Annotated in this window: 14 protein-coding genes; 6 read left to right on the forward strand and 8 right to left on the reverse strand. The window is 55.0% G+C overall.

The window, feature by feature from the left end; all coding sequences use genetic code 11:
- The first annotated feature begins 89 nt into the window (after positions 1–89).
- Positions 90–398: a panthothenate synthetase gene (locus ACA079_RS11245; RefSeq protein ID WP_497703513.1), complete on the forward strand. Its 309-nt coding sequence runs from the start codon at positions 90–92 to the stop codon at positions 396–398.
- A 12-nt stretch (positions 399–410) separates the two neighbouring features.
- Here the strand turns inward: ACA079_RS11245 and ACA079_RS11250 are convergent, their stop codons facing one another.
- The 6 genes from ACA079_RS11250 to ACA079_RS11275 all read right to left on the reverse strand — a co-directional run bounded on the left by ACA079_RS11250 (position 411) and on the right by ACA079_RS11275 (position 6,208).
- Positions 411–896 carry a GNAT family N-acetyltransferase gene (locus ACA079_RS11250; protein ID WP_497703514.1) on the reverse strand — a complete coding sequence of 162 codons (486 nt, stop codon included), beginning with the start codon at positions 894–896 and terminating at the stop codon, positions 411–413.
- 94 nt (positions 897–990) lie between these two features.
- Positions 991–1,794 carry a 2OG-Fe(II) oxygenase gene (locus tag ACA079_RS11255; RefSeq protein ID WP_497703515.1) on the reverse strand — a complete coding sequence of 268 codons (804 nt, stop codon included), beginning with the start codon at positions 1,792–1,794 and terminating at the stop codon, positions 991–993.
- 83 nt (positions 1,795–1,877) lie between these two features.
- Positions 1,878–2,687, reverse strand: coding sequence for a glycosyltransferase (locus ACA079_RS11260; RefSeq protein WP_497703516.1), 810 nt, complete (start codon positions 2,685–2,687; stop codon positions 1,878–1,880).
- A 365-nt stretch (positions 2,688–3,052) separates the two neighbouring features.
- Positions 3,053–4,549, reverse strand: a complete 1,497-nt coding sequence (locus ACA079_RS11265) for a methyl-accepting chemotaxis protein (protein ID WP_497703517.1) — start codon at positions 4,547–4,549, stop codon at positions 3,053–3,055.
- 240 nt (positions 4,550–4,789) lie between these two features.
- Positions 4,790–5,224, reverse strand: coding sequence for a GFA family protein (locus ACA079_RS11270; RefSeq protein ID WP_046056812.1), 435 nt, complete (start codon positions 5,222–5,224; stop codon positions 4,790–4,792).
- Positions 5,225–5,266: 42 nt separating this feature from the next.
- Entirely contained in the window at positions 5,267–6,208 is a 942-nt protein-coding gene (locus ACA079_RS11275; protein WP_497703518.1) for a carbon-nitrogen hydrolase family protein, read from the reverse strand.
- A 103-nt stretch (positions 6,209–6,311) separates the two neighbouring features.
- Here ACA079_RS11275 and ACA079_RS11280 point away from each other — a divergent pair, with 103 nt between their 5' ends.
- The 5 genes from ACA079_RS11280 to ACA079_RS11300 all read left to right on the forward strand — a co-directional run bounded on the left by ACA079_RS11280 (position 6,312) and on the right by ACA079_RS11300 (position 11,958).
- Entirely contained in the window at positions 6,312–6,995 is a 684-nt protein-coding gene (locus tag ACA079_RS11280; protein WP_497703519.1) for a winged helix-turn-helix transcriptional regulator, read from the forward strand.
- 749 nt (positions 6,996–7,744) lie between these two features.
- Entirely contained in the window at positions 7,745–9,172 is a 1,428-nt protein-coding gene (locus ACA079_RS11285) for an APC family permease (RefSeq protein ID WP_497703520.1), read from the forward strand.
- A gap of 61 nt (positions 9,173–9,233) precedes the next feature.
- Positions 9,234–10,004 carry an SDR family NAD(P)-dependent oxidoreductase gene (locus ACA079_RS11290; protein ID WP_497703521.1) on the forward strand — a complete coding sequence of 257 codons (771 nt, stop codon included), beginning with the start codon at positions 9,234–9,236 and terminating at the stop codon, positions 10,002–10,004.
- A gap of 90 nt (positions 10,005–10,094) precedes the next feature.
- Complete coding sequence (locus ACA079_RS11295; protein WP_497703522.1) at positions 10,095–11,003, forward strand: NAD-dependent epimerase/dehydratase family protein; 909 nt, start codon at positions 10,095–10,097, stop codon at positions 11,001–11,003.
- A 61-nt stretch (positions 11,004–11,064) separates the two neighbouring features.
- Positions 11,065–11,958: a polysaccharide deacetylase family protein gene (locus ACA079_RS11300; protein WP_497703523.1), complete on the forward strand. Its 894-nt coding sequence runs from the start codon at positions 11,065–11,067 to the stop codon at positions 11,956–11,958.
- A 128-nt stretch (positions 11,959–12,086) separates the two neighbouring features.
- On the opposite strand, the gene ACA079_RS11305 is transcribed toward ACA079_RS11300, so the two are convergent.
- Both ACA079_RS11305 and ACA079_RS11310 read right to left on the reverse strand, forming a co-directional pair.
- Complete coding sequence (locus ACA079_RS11305; RefSeq protein ID WP_497703524.1) at positions 12,087–12,827, reverse strand: Mut7-C RNAse domain-containing protein; 741 nt, start codon at positions 12,825–12,827, stop codon at positions 12,087–12,089.
- Positions 12,828–12,890: 63 nt separating this feature from the next.
- Entirely contained in the window at positions 12,891–13,667 is a 777-nt protein-coding gene (locus ACA079_RS11310; protein ID WP_497703525.1) for a nucleotidyltransferase domain-containing protein, read from the reverse strand.
- Positions 13,668–13,856: the final 189 nt, after the last annotated feature.

A 13,856-nucleotide genomic window follows, 5' to 3' on the forward strand; every position in this document is an offset into this window, starting at 1 on the left:
GACCGCCTGTAACCCTGCAAGAGGGTTGGCTCACGCTTCGCTATTCTTGAAGACACTACAAGGTTGCAAGTTGAACAGAGGATTGAATGATGAGGATGTTACTGATGGTCGAGTGCCCTAATGAACCCTTCAACTCACTTGTCAAAGCCGGGACGGTGGGCGAGGTTATTGAGCGCATCCTGACCAGCATCAAACCTGAGGCGGCGTACTTTACCGAGCAAGATGGCAAGCGTGGCGGGATCTTTGTGGTCGACGTACAAGACCCCTCCGACATCCCCGCATTGGCGGAACCCTTTTTTCTCAACTTCAACGCCACCTGCAAGTTCCGTATTGTGATGAGCGCGCAGGATCTGCAAAAGGCCGGTCTGGAGACACTCGGGCAAACGTGGGCGTGCTGAGACGTCTGTTAGTCAGTTCCGTACAGTCCACAGCATGGTCTGAACCCTGATATGCGGATGACTGGCCAAAGGTTCCCATTCATCGATGAAAGAGAAACCCTGCTTCAGATAGAAGTTCGAGGCTCTTGCATTGTCCGGGGAGACGTCCAGAAAAACGCGATCATGCCCTTTGCCGATCGCGCGTGATTTCACCGCCTCAACAAGCTGAGCGGCCACGCCGGAACCACGTGCAGCGGGTTCAACCCACATTCCGATCAGGTTATAGCGATTCGCTTGACTGACCCCGGCACCGATCATCCCCACCGGTTTGTCGTCCTTGATCGCCAGCCAGAATTCCGGCCCGGCAGCTGACGAGGCGCGTTCTTTCCACTGCTCGTCACTGTATTGAGCGGCCGTTTGGTAACTCACACCAAACGCTGTCGGCGTGTCCAAAAGCGCAGCGAGACGGACTTGCTTCAAAAACATCCAGTCTTTGGATTCCGTCAATCGAATGTCCATGATCTTCCTTGAAGATGGCGAAACTTTATCGTCCAGTGGATTCAACCGGTCGATGCAACGGACCGGCTAAATCTTTCAACGGGTGTTTCGTAGTTTAGTTTTTCTTCTTGATCAGTTTGCCCATGTAGTACTTTAGGCTGAAACGATCTTTGGGCCTTGGCTTGTAGTGGGTTTTGTTTCTTTGTGCGGGATCGACCACCATGGTTCCTGCGGTGTAGTAATAAAGCGCTATAGACCTGCGCGTGATGTGCTCTGGCGTTGTTAAAGGTTCTGGATGCCCATGATTGCTGTCTTTGTCTGTATTGAAAATGACACATCGATTGTAAATGGGCAGGACTTTCTTAAGACAGGTCTTCATGCCGACATCCCAAAGTTCAAGGTTGCCGCCGTATTCCTCTCGCCAGTCTTCATTCAGATAAATGATGATATTCAGTCTGCGCTCAACATTAAGCTTTTTGTTGAGCCTGAAGTCCGAGTGTACCCCCAGGAAACCACCACTTTTCGTTTCATGCAGACCGCCACCAGCAAAGTAGGGGTCGGGTATCAGACCTTCGATGCCTGTGAGCTTTTCAAGAAACTGCAACATGGGGGCCGAGTTAAAGGCGTTGAAAACAGTCTTCAAGTAGGGGGCGCATTCGTTGGGACTGATTTGACGTTTTAGTTGACCTTTATAGCCGCGCTCATAGAGCATTTCGTTGTTGGTGGGCTCGATTGGGAAGTGCGAGCAGATACTCGCAATCAGCTCTTCATCCAGGAAATTATCGATGACGATGTGCGGAAATGGCGTGGCTTGAATATAGCGACTGGCCAATGAGGAACCCAAGGCGCTGGCGGCGTTCTGGTCGAAATCAAGCTCCGGGGAGAGGGTCATAGGTAGTGCTTGAGTGATGGGTGCCATTACCGCTCCAATAACTTGATATAAAGACTTGTGGGTGACTTCAAGCAGCGTCCAGTGCACTGCTCGTTGTGTCTCTTCGTCGCTTAACTTTTGCTGTCTTCTTTTTTCAGGCGCTTAAGGATGTCGTTGTACATTTTGGTTCGTCTATGAGTCTTTTCATAGCCGCCAGCCGCTGCGACAGTGCCGGACTGCATGTGATCCAGATAACTGAATATTTTACGCGGTGATAACATTTCAACGACATAGCCAAGCTCGGTCATGCGGTCTTGGAGGGTGTAGCCTGGCACGCGATCGTCCATTGAAAAATGCATGTTGTGCTGTTTGATAAGTTTGCAGTTCCATAATGTACAGAAACTCTTCAAGTAGACTTCTCTGTACGGTTTTGGTTCTCTGGAACGTAATCCCATGGAGATTTTCAGGTGCCTGAAATGGTGTTTTACCAGTCGTGAACTAAAACGCCAAAGCGTTCTCGTGGTGCCACGGTTTAATTGCTCAACACAACCGACGGCTACGACTTTTTCGTTGTTCAAGCATTTATTCAGCATCATCGGAAAAACATTTTTATCGAAAACAAATGTATCGGTGTGCATTAGAAATAAATAATCAGTTTCAACTCGCTCCAAAACCAGGTCAAGTGCTTTGCCATGCGCGATATGCCCAGGTTCTGGTTCGGTAACAGAGCGCTCGATTAAATTGATCCAGTCAAGAGTTCGTAAGTACTCGGTGCTTTCATCGGCGGAATAGTTGTCAACGACCCATATTGGGACGCTGTGGCTGCCCAAATGCTGGTGTAATAAGTCTAAGCATATCTTGGTGATTTCTGGTGTTTTGTAATTGACTATAACTATGCTGAAAGTTTTAGAGTTGTCAGCCAGGGAACTCGTGTTATTCATCGTTCAGGCGCCCAATGATACTGCATGTTATTGTAGGAATAATTGAACCTGTGTACAGCTTTCGCTTATTTGTCTGCGCAAAATTTTGCGTGACTATAGAGCGCAATTTGTTAAGCCGCTTCGTCATACGTAATAACCATAGCTTACTTGGGCCTGATGGAGAGCAGTATGTGCGGGCCTCATCGTATAAGGATCTGCTCTGTCGGTAAACATCCGTGACTTAATTCGTTACACGTTCCCCCGCTAGCTATCTCCCGCACGCGCAGCCTGGTTAGTCGCAGGCACGTAGATTGCTGTCGATGACCAAATAGAAAACAACCGTTGATGCAGATGCCGTGGCACCAACGGTTACTCCGCATTGAGCCTTACTGATGAAACGTGCGGCCCAGTGCATCCAGGCGAACGGCAATGGGTGGCAAGCGCTGGCTGCTCAGGGCAAGGGTTTCGACATCGTCTGCGGTGTTTTGCGCGATGCTCTGCACGGACTGCAAGCGCCCGACCACTTCGCTGCTTGCCGTGGATTGTTCGCGGGTGGTGGTGACAATGCGTCCATTGAGTTCATCGATATGGGAGATGTCGCTGCCCACCGCCTGCAACATCGCTGCCGCCAGCTGACTGTCTTCGACACAGCGCTCCACGCCTTCACGGCTGTCATGCATGGCCTCGACGGCTTTGCGGCTGCCTTGCTGCAAGGCCTCGATGATCGTCCTGATTTCCTTCGTGGAAAGGGCAGTGCGCTGCGCCAGGCTGCGCACTTCATCGGCCACAACGGCAAAGCCTCGGCCTTGCTCGCCGGCGCGAGCGGCCTCGATGGCGGCGTTGAGGGCCAGCAGGTTGGTTTGGTCAGCAATACTGCTGATGACCTCCAGGACGGTACTGATTTGCTCCGCCTGTCCCGCCAGAACCTGCACGGTTGAGTGGGTGCCTTTCAGGCGAGACGCCAACTGAGTGATTTCCTGCTGCGCGCGGTTCACACTTTCCTGTCCTCGGGTGATTTGCACGCTGGCCTGGCCGGCATGTTCAACGGCATGTTCGACGTGAACGGCAATATGCCCCATAGCGTCCCCCATTCGCTGCATCGAACCCGTCATCTGGGCAATTTCCGTCAGCTGATGCTTGGCCCCTTTTTCCAGCGTGTTGCTCGCCTTGGCAAGCTCCTGGCCCAGCTCACTCAGGCCGTGAGAGTCGCGAACAACTCCGTCAACCAGGGCGGTAATCTGCATCAGGAATTGGTCGAAACGATCCGCCAGCGATACATGCACCGTGGCCTTGTCTCCCTTGCCAGCATCGACGGCGAGCTGGGACGTCGCCGCGAGCATCTTGTCCAGCATGTCCTGGCTCTCCACCGCTTCGGCCTGACTGTGAACGGCCAGATAGAGCAGGGCGACCGTCTCCATGACCACATAGAAGGCGTGAACAAACACCATCGTCCACCCACCGTGATGCGCCATGACGTAGACCGGAAAACCTTGATGTTGCAGCGCATGGAAGACCACGTGATGAACGGCGATCGTGGCAGCGGCGACCAGAATCGGTAGCCAGTCGCGATAAAAAGTCAGTACCGCCAGCAACGCGAAAATACCGAAGTGCGATTCAATGACACCCTCGGCCTGATTGATATGCAACGCGGCCATGACCATCAAGCCAATGCCCAGGCAACACCGCATCAACCGCGTGCCGCCCATTGCGCGATAAAGCACCGTTAGCAGCAGACTCGTGCCGCCACCCACCAAAAACGCCTGAATAAACGTGTCGTGCCAGTAAGCCAGACCCAACGCGAAGAGGAACATCAGCCAGATCAGACCCAGCATGATTCGGTCGGCTTTGCGGTAGTGGTCAAGAAAACGAGGGGGGAAGGGCATTCACGTTTACTCCATGTAATTGAGCCGGAATAAAACAGGTATAAGGTGTTCGGCATGGCCCCGGCGTACTTGAGAAGCTGCGAAGACAGCGCATAGCGTAGCCGTTTGCCATCACGCCTCCCGTGTTCGACGGTGAACACGGGAAACAATGTCAGAAATAGAGGCAAGTAATGCTGAAGTGACGGGGAGTACGACAGGCTCCGTTGCAAAACCAGCCGTATTCCTGAGTCCTTGCTAGCACTATTCGTCCACGCTGATACCCGATCCCCCCAATTCGTTGGGGACATCCTTCAGCTTGGGCAATCCATCCTTGATGCGCAGCACGGTCTCCTGATAGTGGACGTGAACGCCTGGCGAATACGCGAGATCCGGGATGACTGCGGCATACACATCGATGAGCCCCATCCCCGGGTGTTCAGTGAAGATGTGCCCGCCGCACGTCTTGCACCACTTGCGGTAACTGCGCGGTGTCTTGTTGTAGGTGCCGATGTTGTCAGCACCCCGAGTCACTTGCACCGCCTCGGGTTTCCACAGCGTGAAGGCATTGACCGGTCCCGCTGACCAATGCCGACACGACTCGCAATGGCAGTAGCCCATTCCGACCGGCTCGCCACTGACGGTGAACTCGACTGCGCCGCAAAAACAACTGCCCTTGTAAGACCGTTCAATGCTCATGGCATAACTCCTTGATCAATGGTCAGGCGAAACCGCCGGACTTCATTCGTCGATGTAGCGCACCGCTGTCGCCGGCGTGCGCCGCACCTGCAGTTCGAAAATGTCAGGGCGCGCGTAATGCCCGGTGACGTCGAGCGCCCGCCGCGCCGGCGCCACGAGTGCGACGTCGATGTCCGCATACAGAATGCCTGCCTCTCGGTGTAACGGACCGGCCACGATCCGGCCTTGAGGGCTGACCACCACCGAGTCGCCGTCGTTGATCCATTCATCCGGATCGGGAAACAGTTGCGCACGAGACGGGAAGTCGTCGGGGATGTCGCTGCCGCGCAGCGCGGTGCCACTGCCGAGCACCCAACAGCGGCCTTCGAGAGCAATGTGACGCATCGTGCTGATCCAGCCCTCGCCTGTGTCGTACGTGGGGGCGACGTAGATTTCCACCCCTTGGGCATACAGTGAATAGCGTGCCAACGGCATGTAGTTTTCCCAGCAGATCAGCGCACCCACGCGGCCGACCGGTGTATCGACCGGACGCAACCCGGAGGCATCGCCGAAGCCATGCACCATGCGCTCCGGATTGGTTGGCATCAGCTTGCGGTGTCGGTTGAGCACGGCGCCGCTCGCGCCGATAACGACTACGCTGTTATAGAGCGTGCCGCCTCCATTGCGCCGGTCGCATTCATTGATGCCGCACACGATCGTCACTGCGTGGACCCTGGCGGCCTCGCACAATTGGCTCAGGTCACCGTTTGCGATATCGACGGCGTTGGCCAGCAGCCGCGTGTGCAACTGGCCCATTACAGCCCCGTCCTTTCCCGCCGCCAGCCGCCAGATCCACGACGGGTAACCGGGAATGTACGATTCGGGCAAAACGATCAGCGAGGCTCCCGCCGCCGCTGCCTCGGCGACCGATTGCACGGCCCGGGCGATCGTCGCGCTGCGATCGAGCAGCACGGGCGGACGCTGAATGATGGCTACCTTGGTCATGGCGTGCTCCTTTGGTATTTGGCTTTCGAGGTTTCAGCGTGCGCGTGGCGAAGTGGCGGGGCTAGTTCAGAATCTGAAGCGTTGTAATTGCGGAGCCAAGGCAATGGACGAAAGCTACGGTCAGTTCTGCACGGTCGCGCGCGGTGCTGAAGCCTTATGCGAGCGCTGGACACCCTTGGTCGTGCGCGAGTTGCTGTGCGGCAGCAAGCGCTTCAATGAACTGCACCGCGGCGTACCACGGATGTCCACCAACCTGCTGGCACAACGTCTGCGCCATTTGGAAGAAATCGGCGTCGTGCACCGCACGGCCACCGGCAAAGTCTGGGAGTACAGCCTGACCGAGGCGGGCGAGGAATTGCGCCCCATCATCATGGCGCTAGGGCATTGGGGCGCGCGCTGGATCGGCAGTCGCCTTCGCGATGACGAACTCGACGCGGGCCTGCTCATGTGGGACGTGCGCCGGTTCGTGCGCATCGAAACGTTCCCGTCCAGACCGGTGGTCATCCAGTTCAAGTTCCGCGACGCGCGGCCCGGCGAGCAAGCGTGGTGGCTCGTGGTTGAACAGGGCGTGGCAGACCTGTGCCGCGACGACCCCGGCCGCGAACTGACGCTCGTCGTGGACTCCAGCGTGCGCGCGTTGACCGAGGTGTGGACGGGCGACCGCACACCGCGGGAGGTTTTGCAGTCGCGAGAGCTGCGTGTAGATGGTGCGGTGAAGGATGCGGAAAGTTTGTGGCGCTGGCTTGGCGCGAGCGCGTTCGCGGGTACCCGGAGCGCTGCACACTAGCGCTGGCAGCTGCCAATTGGGGTCGGTGCACATTGCATCCGTCAGTCGCAAGGCTTGAACCGTACGCTCGAACTCAATTGGACTTCTTCGACGGGTAGTTACCGCGCAAGCCCCCGGACCGGGTGCCTGTTTTACCGGGCAGGGCAGGCACTACCGGGCGAGATCTGGGTTGGGGGTTGGAGCGGCTCCGGGGTTGAGGTTGTTTGCTCATTGTTTGCCTCCAGACTTTTCAGGGTTTCGCGAAAGCCTCCTGATAAAGCTTAGCTGCTGGCTGCGATGGTCTGCATCGTTCGGCAGTGGGTGAATAGGCTGCAAGCTACCAAACCCCGCAACATGCAATCCTGAACAAAACGGGCGCCCGACAAGGCGCCCGTTTTCGTTTGTTCCGCTGCTTGAGTCCGTAAGCGTCGACCGATCATATCCATCAAGTCACAACCATCGCACACACCGGGACTTACTTCGCTAATTCAGATTCAAACATCGTAAATTTCTGATGGTAGCTTTTTTTTGGCTGTTTCTATACTGGCCCCCCCATTCAGAGGTTTAAACATCACAACTGGTCACGCACGTAGCTATGCAGTCCTGGAGGGCGATAAAAACAAGAAAGCTGTAAGTCAATTCTGAATAAGCGGTGTTTGACTTGTTCGGGTTTTGAGTATCTGCATTTTGCTTAGTTGAATAATAAGAGCGGCGTTCAAATCAATTCAGACGGTTTGACGCTACAACATCTTCTATAGCGAGCCTGAAAAATGAACTTCTATGAAATCATCGGTTATGACCGTGACGGAACTGTTCGTGAACTTGATACGGCGCTAAACAAGGGTACTCTAACCACAAGGGATGTGACGTTTTCAGCACTTGGTTTTAATGCACCAGGCTGGATTGCAGCCTCTTCGATGTCGATTCTTTACTCAATATCGGGCCACCATGCTCCGCTGGCCATTTTAATTGCGTACTTCTTTCCAATGTTGGTCATGGCTTTCTGCATGATCTCTCTCACTCGACAAGCTCCGTCCGCGGGCGGAGTATTTACATTCACGTCGCGATTTCTGCATACCAGCGTAGGGACCATTCTCGGCTGGGCGTACTCCGTTGCCTGCATGGCGGTGATGGCCATGTGCGCGATCATCGGAACCGAATACATCCAGGCGCTGATTCCGGCCATGGCGGGTCCGCTTAACGCCAAACTGATCGGGACGGGTATGGTTCTGATCTTTCTGGGTATTTCCTGCAAAGGCGTCAATGCCACAGCCAAAGTCGCCAGCGTCTTTCTGATTTTCGAGATCAGTGTTGTTGCCGGGCTCGGGCTGATGGGCATCATCAACCCTCAGGTTCCAGATTTGTCGGTCATCTCCATGTATACGCTGGAGGGGGCGGATGGTTGGTCCGCGATCGGACCGGGGGTGCTGTTCGGTGTATGGATGCTCGCCAACTTCGATTCTGCGATCAACTACATCGAAGAGTCGCGTGTTCCGGTTCGTACCGTACAACGCTCCATGTTGCTCGTACTGACTTCCGCATTTGTCATTTACACCCTCGCGGCCATCGGCTGGCAGTACGCCGTGCCGGTAGAGAAACTGGCGGCAATTATCGAGGACGGCAACGGTGGGCCCATCGCAGCGGTTGCGAATGTCTACTTGCCACCGGCCATGGCCTGGATTGCATTGTTCGTCGTGATTACTTCGGCATGCGCCGGCTTGCAAATCTCTTCGAGTGCGGCTGCGCGTACGCTCTATCGAATGAGCGAAGAAGGGCATCTGCCAGCAGCGCTTTGCTCCGTTAACAAAACGAAGTCTCCGTGGCTGGCCAGCGTTATCGTCTCGTCCGTCGCTATTGCACTGCTCTGGTGGAAACCGCTGGACAAGATTGTTTGGTATTACGATGTGGTGACCATCACGCTGGTGATGTCCTACATGGCCGCGATCGCCGCCTTTATTGTCATGACCTTCCGACGTCAGCGTTTCGGCATCGCGTTGGCACTGTCGATCCCTGCTTCTCTTGCCATTCTCGTGCTGGGATACATCGGTTATACCGCCGGTGCGAATCCGGTTTCGCCGGAGGATCAATACACGGCCTGGTACCTCGGCGCGCTGACGATTCTATCTGGCGCAATGATTCTCGTATGGCAGTCGCGTGTTTCCCGGCAACCCGTACTTTCCAAAGTGCAAGAGTCCTGATTTCCACGTTAATGCATGTGATCAATGTTGCAGCTTGCACTAGCCCGACATTGACGTATGCGTGCGGCGTTCATTTAAAAAAATCATGGGTGAACTTATGAAACGTGTAGTCGTTATCACTGGAGCTGGAAAGGGCATTGGGCTGGCAATTGCCAAGCGTTTTGCGGCAAGTGGCGATCATTTGGTACTCAATTACTTCGACACCAAGGATCAACTGGACGCAGTGATACGTATTGCCGAAGACAACGGTGGCGACGGGATCACCCTTCAGGCGGATATCAGTAATCCCGAAGCCGCAGCCGGAATCATCCGCGAGGCGGAGAGTCGCTTTGGGCGGGTCGATATTCTGGTCAACAATGCCGGGAGACTGGTTTCGGCGACAGTAGAGCAAACGACCTGGGCGCAGTGGGAGCAGATGATCAGTACCAATCTCGGTGGGACGTGGGCCTGCATGCAAGCCGTGTTGCCGGGCATGCTGGCACGCCGTCAGGGGCGGATTATCAATATCAGCTCCGAGCTGGGGCTGATTGGATTCCCGACCTATGCCGCGTACTGCGCCTCCAAGGGCGGGGTGATCGCGCTGACAAAAGCGGTTGCCAAGGAAGTTGCCCCCCAGGGTGTATTGGTCAACTCGGTGGCGCCGGGGCCGATTGAAACAGACATGCTGATCAACGACACCATCGAATACAACGATGAGACTCGCGCGACCCTTCCATTGAAGCGCTTCGGCAAGCCGGATGAAATTGCGGCCATGGTCGAAGCTCTGGCCGGGCCCGCGGGTGATTATATGGTTGGACAGATCATTAGCCCGAATGGCGGGGCTGCGATCTAGTTGGGTATCTCGAAGTTAAACTTCACCGAGTCATGAATTGACCAGTCAACTATGTGGCTCTTATTCTGCTAATAAAAAGAAGGATACAAAATGAGCGCTGTAATGATTACCGGTGGTTTGGGCTATGTTGGCAGATACCTGACTAAAAAGCTCAGCGAGCAAGGCGTTAAAGTGGTGAGTTACAATCGTGACTACTCCGAAGCCAAGTCTGAATTCATGACCCCTGTACAGGGGGAGCTATTCGATATACCCAGGATCGTCAGAACTATCCAGGAATATGGCGTTGATCGTGTCATTCACACGGCGGCCATGTCACATCCCGACTTGTCCATAGATCTGCCCATTACGACGGTGACGGCGAATATCGATGGCACCATCCATTTGCTTGAAGCCATGCGACTGGCGGGAATCAAAAAGTTAGTAAACTTTTCTTCTGAAACGGTGTATGGGCATTTCGAGGGTGTGATTAATGAACAAACACCGACTTACCCAACGACACCCTATGGTGTCACCAAGATTGCCACCGAGCACTTTGGCCGAGTCTACAATGATCTTTATGGTATGGAGGTGATTTCACTGCGAATTGCGGAAGTGTATGGCCCGGAAAATAAAATGCCGCAAGTTCTCAGGGATATACTTAAAACCGTTCATCGTGGTGAAGCATTTACCTTGCCTTCCGGTGGAGATCATCGGTTCCACTATATTCATGTGGAAGACGTTGTGCGTGCGGTACTGATGGCGGCTGAAACCAGAGATCTGAAAGGCGGTGTATTTAACATTGCCGGTGACCGCTCCTGGACGCTTCATCAAGCCGTTGAAATAATCCGGAAAATTATTCCGGATGCCCGCATCGAAGTTGGCGATGGTTATTGGCATCTCGATCGCCATGGGGAATGGGATCTGAGTGCCGCCGAGCGGGAGCTGGGCTATCGAGCGCAATGGTCGCTTGAAAAAGGACTCACGCATTATTCCAGCTGGTTGATTGATCACGAGTATTGATAGGGGCTTGGTCGCTGTTGTTGGTGATTCGATAACTTTCAGTATCCACTGGTGATTAAGCATGATTGAAAATCCGATTGTCTGGCCAAACGGTGCTCGCTGCGCCGTAGCCTTTACCTTTGATATGGATGCGGACAGCATTCTGCATGTGGCGCACCCCAAAGATTCCGCGACACGGGTTGCCAGTATTTCGATGCTGCACTATGGACCCAAAGTGGCAATTCCAAGGATTTTGGAAACCTATCGACGCTTCGAGATTAAACAAACGTTTTTCATACCGGCCTGGTGCATCGAACAATACCCAGAGGCCATTGAGGCGATTGTCGAAGGTGGACACGAAATTGCCCATCACGGCTATATACATGAGCATCCAAACGAGCTGACCCGGGAAGAAGAAGCTTATTGGCTCGATCGGGGGTGCGACACCATCAAGCGATTCACCGGCCAGTCACCGCGGGGCTGGCGGGCTCCTCTCTACAATATGTCAGAGCACTCGGCTGACTTGTTGATCGAGCGAGGCTTCAGTTATGACGCCTCCTTGATGGGGGATGATGTGCCTTATCTGTTGCGCACGGGGGCGGGAGAGTTGGTGGAGCTTCCATCCAGCTGGGCGCTGGATGACTGGCCCCAGTACATGCACAGCATCGACCTTGATTTTCAGATGCCGATTCAGTCGCCGCAACGCGCCGTCGAGGTTTTCAAGGCCGAGTTCGATGCTGCTTGGGAATATGGCGCTCTCTTCATACCCGTCTGGCATCCTTTCCTTTCCGGTCGTTTGTCGCGATGGCATGAAGTTTCGAAGTTGATCGAATACATGATGGCGAAAGGTGATGTCTGGTTTGCACGGATGGATGAGATCGCCGCGCATGTCCAGCGCAGTGTATCCACGGGCGCCTATAAACCACGGATTGATAGGCTGCCTTATTATCAGGGACCGGTTAAAGCGCATAAGTAGCCGTTCTGATGGTGAATGTATCGTGTGTTTTGGGCTCTTGTTGTAATTGATGTTGGGGAGGCGACCCTCGATGGAGGGTCGCTACTCTGCCGGCGCTTCAAGTCGTAGAGGCGGCCCGATGCGCTCGGCTATCGGTGCAACAGAGGTGCCAGCAGTGCACACATGCCGCGCCAGTGCGAACCTTCCCAGTAAACCCGCTGGCAGGCGTCGCAGCGCAGGAAGTGCGAATAGAGGGTGCCAACGCGTGGCGGCACTTGCGACCGGGCCAGTTCCGGGCTGATCTCGTGCAGCGGCAAGTTGCAATGAATACACAGGCTGAATGGCCGCGCGCTACGCGCCAGGTCGAGGCGCTCGTACAATTCGCGCAGCTGCAGCGACGGTTTCAGGGCATGCACGTAACAGCCGTGGCTGATGATCCGCCGCTTGAGCAGTTCGCGGTCGCGGGTTAGCACGATGCGCCCTTGATGCGCAGCGATCTCGGCGATCTCGCCATCCTCGAAGCCATTGTCGTAGAGAGTGTCGAAACCGCTCATGCGCAGCAGGTTGGCCAGCCCGCCAAGGTGCGCATCAGCGACGAAGCGCAGCACCCGTAAAGGTTGCGCACGAACCTTGAGCAGCGGGCTGATGTCCAGCGCTTCGAACTTGGGATACACCGCCAGCCGGTCACCGTCGAAAATCACCCGCTCGAAGCCCACCGACTCGCCGTTGAGCAGCACCAGTTCGACCTCGGTGTGCGGTATCCCGAGCGCCTCGATCATGTGCTTGACCGTCGCCGCTCGCGCGCACTCGCAAGTGAAGGACTGCCGCCGCCGTTCGGCCGGCAGGAAATCGTTGAGCTCCTCGTAGAAGCGGAAGGTTGCACTGGTCATGTTGAACAGTATGGCAGGGCTGCAAGGATGAGCGAGTCTAGTCCGGACATCTCTCCGGCAGACCTAACCGGTTTCTGAAGCCATCCAGGTCAAAAAATCATGGAGCCGAGTCGTAAACTCTTTTGGCTTAGCGTACGGGTTCCTTGCCTGGGACAAGAAAAAAGAGATCTGCATTCTCATGCACGGGTAATGCTGAACAAACAGCTCGACATGCTCTTCCAGTGTTTGCGGCCAAATCAGGTCCAGTTCAGAGCGAAGTACTTGAGTTGAACGGATGAGTTTGCGCGAGGCTTCGCGTTGCAAGCGTAGCGATTGCGTCGGTGTGGTCGCCTGATCGATAAGATCGGCATACCGGGTCAGTACGGATTCAAAGTCACCATTCACGGCAATGGCGATATCACGCGACGGCTTGAACCGGTCGAAGCGCTTGGCCAGATCATTCCCCCGAAAGCAACGACAGTGATGTTTGAGCCAGTACCCCCAGCTCAATCGATTGTCAGCCGCCAATACTTCAGAACGACTACCGATGTCGAAATCGATCTTGGTGACTTCGGTATGCCGACTTTCCAGCGTGCGCCTTTCCGACTCCAGCATTTCCAGATCCTGCGACGCAGGAGGGCTGCGCAGAACAAGGGTCAGGTCCAGGTCGGAAACTCCCGGCACGGCGTCACCTCTAGCGACGCTGCCATAAAGATAAATCCCGTCCAGCAGTGGTTCCGACCGAGCGAGCGTCATGCACACGTCCGCCAGCAAATCCTGAAACTGTGGCTGCACCTCGACGTTGGACACGGTGAGGATATAACCGTCTGCATCAATGCCACGAGGATGGAGTCGTTCCATGAAGCCGTCCGTTAGTTGCGTTCAGAGAGGTACTTTAACCGAGCCCGCCCAGCGGGCCACGCGAATGTCCGTTATTCATCCGGTGTCTTCAGCCCAATCAGGAGCGCCACTTTTTTACACGGTTGTGAATTTACTACCCAATTTCTTGACCGCAAACGGTGCATTTTTGCGCCGGTAATTTATTGGATA

This window comes from Pseudomonas sp. LBUM1645, from assembly GCF_059716185.1.

Excerpts from the sequence above, each read along its gene's own strand:
- ACA079_RS11265 (WP_497703517.1), bottom strand. The coding sequence starts at position 4,549 with ATGCCCTTCCCCCCTCGTTTTCTTGACCACTACCGCAAAGCCGACCGA.
- ACA079_RS11305 (WP_497703524.1), bottom strand. The coding sequence starts at position 12,827 with ATGACCAGTGCAACCTTCCGCTTCTACGAGGAGCTCAACGATTTCCTG.
- ACA079_RS11275 (WP_497703518.1), bottom strand. The coding sequence starts at position 6,208 with ATGACCAAGGTAGCCATCATTCAGCGTCCGCCCGTGCTGCTCGATCGC.
- ACA079_RS11255 (WP_497703515.1), bottom strand. The coding sequence starts at position 1,794 with ATGGCACCCATCACTCAAGCACTACCTATGACCCTCTCCCCGGAGCTT.
- ACA079_RS11280 (WP_497703519.1), top strand. The coding sequence starts at position 6,312 with ATGGACGAAAGCTACGGTCAGTTCTGCACGGTCGCGCGCGGTGCTGAA.
- ACA079_RS11295 (WP_497703522.1), top strand. The coding sequence starts at position 10,095 with ATGAGCGCTGTAATGATTACCGGTGGTTTGGGCTATGTTGGCAGATAC.
- ACA079_RS11260 (WP_497703516.1), bottom strand. The coding sequence starts at position 2,687 with ATGAATAACACGAGTTCCCTGGCTGACAACTCTAAAACTTTCAGCATA.
- ACA079_RS11300 (WP_497703523.1), top strand. The coding sequence starts at position 11,065 with ATGATTGAAAATCCGATTGTCTGGCCAAACGGTGCTCGCTGCGCCGTA.
- ACA079_RS11245 (WP_497703513.1), top strand. The coding sequence starts at position 90 with ATGAGGATGTTACTGATGGTCGAGTGCCCTAATGAACCCTTCAACTCA.
- ACA079_RS11270 (WP_046056812.1), bottom strand. The coding sequence starts at position 5,224 with ATGAGCATTGAACGGTCTTACAAGGGCAGTTGTTTTTGCGGCGCAGTC.
- ACA079_RS11250 (WP_497703514.1), bottom strand. The coding sequence starts at position 896 with ATGGACATTCGATTGACGGAATCCAAAGACTGGATGTTTTTGAAGCAA.
- ACA079_RS11310 (WP_497703525.1), bottom strand. The coding sequence starts at position 13,667 with ATGGAACGACTCCATCCTCGTGGCATTGATGCAGACGGTTATATCCTC.
- ACA079_RS11285 (WP_497703520.1), top strand. The coding sequence starts at position 7,745 with ATGAACTTCTATGAAATCATCGGTTATGACCGTGACGGAACTGTTCGT.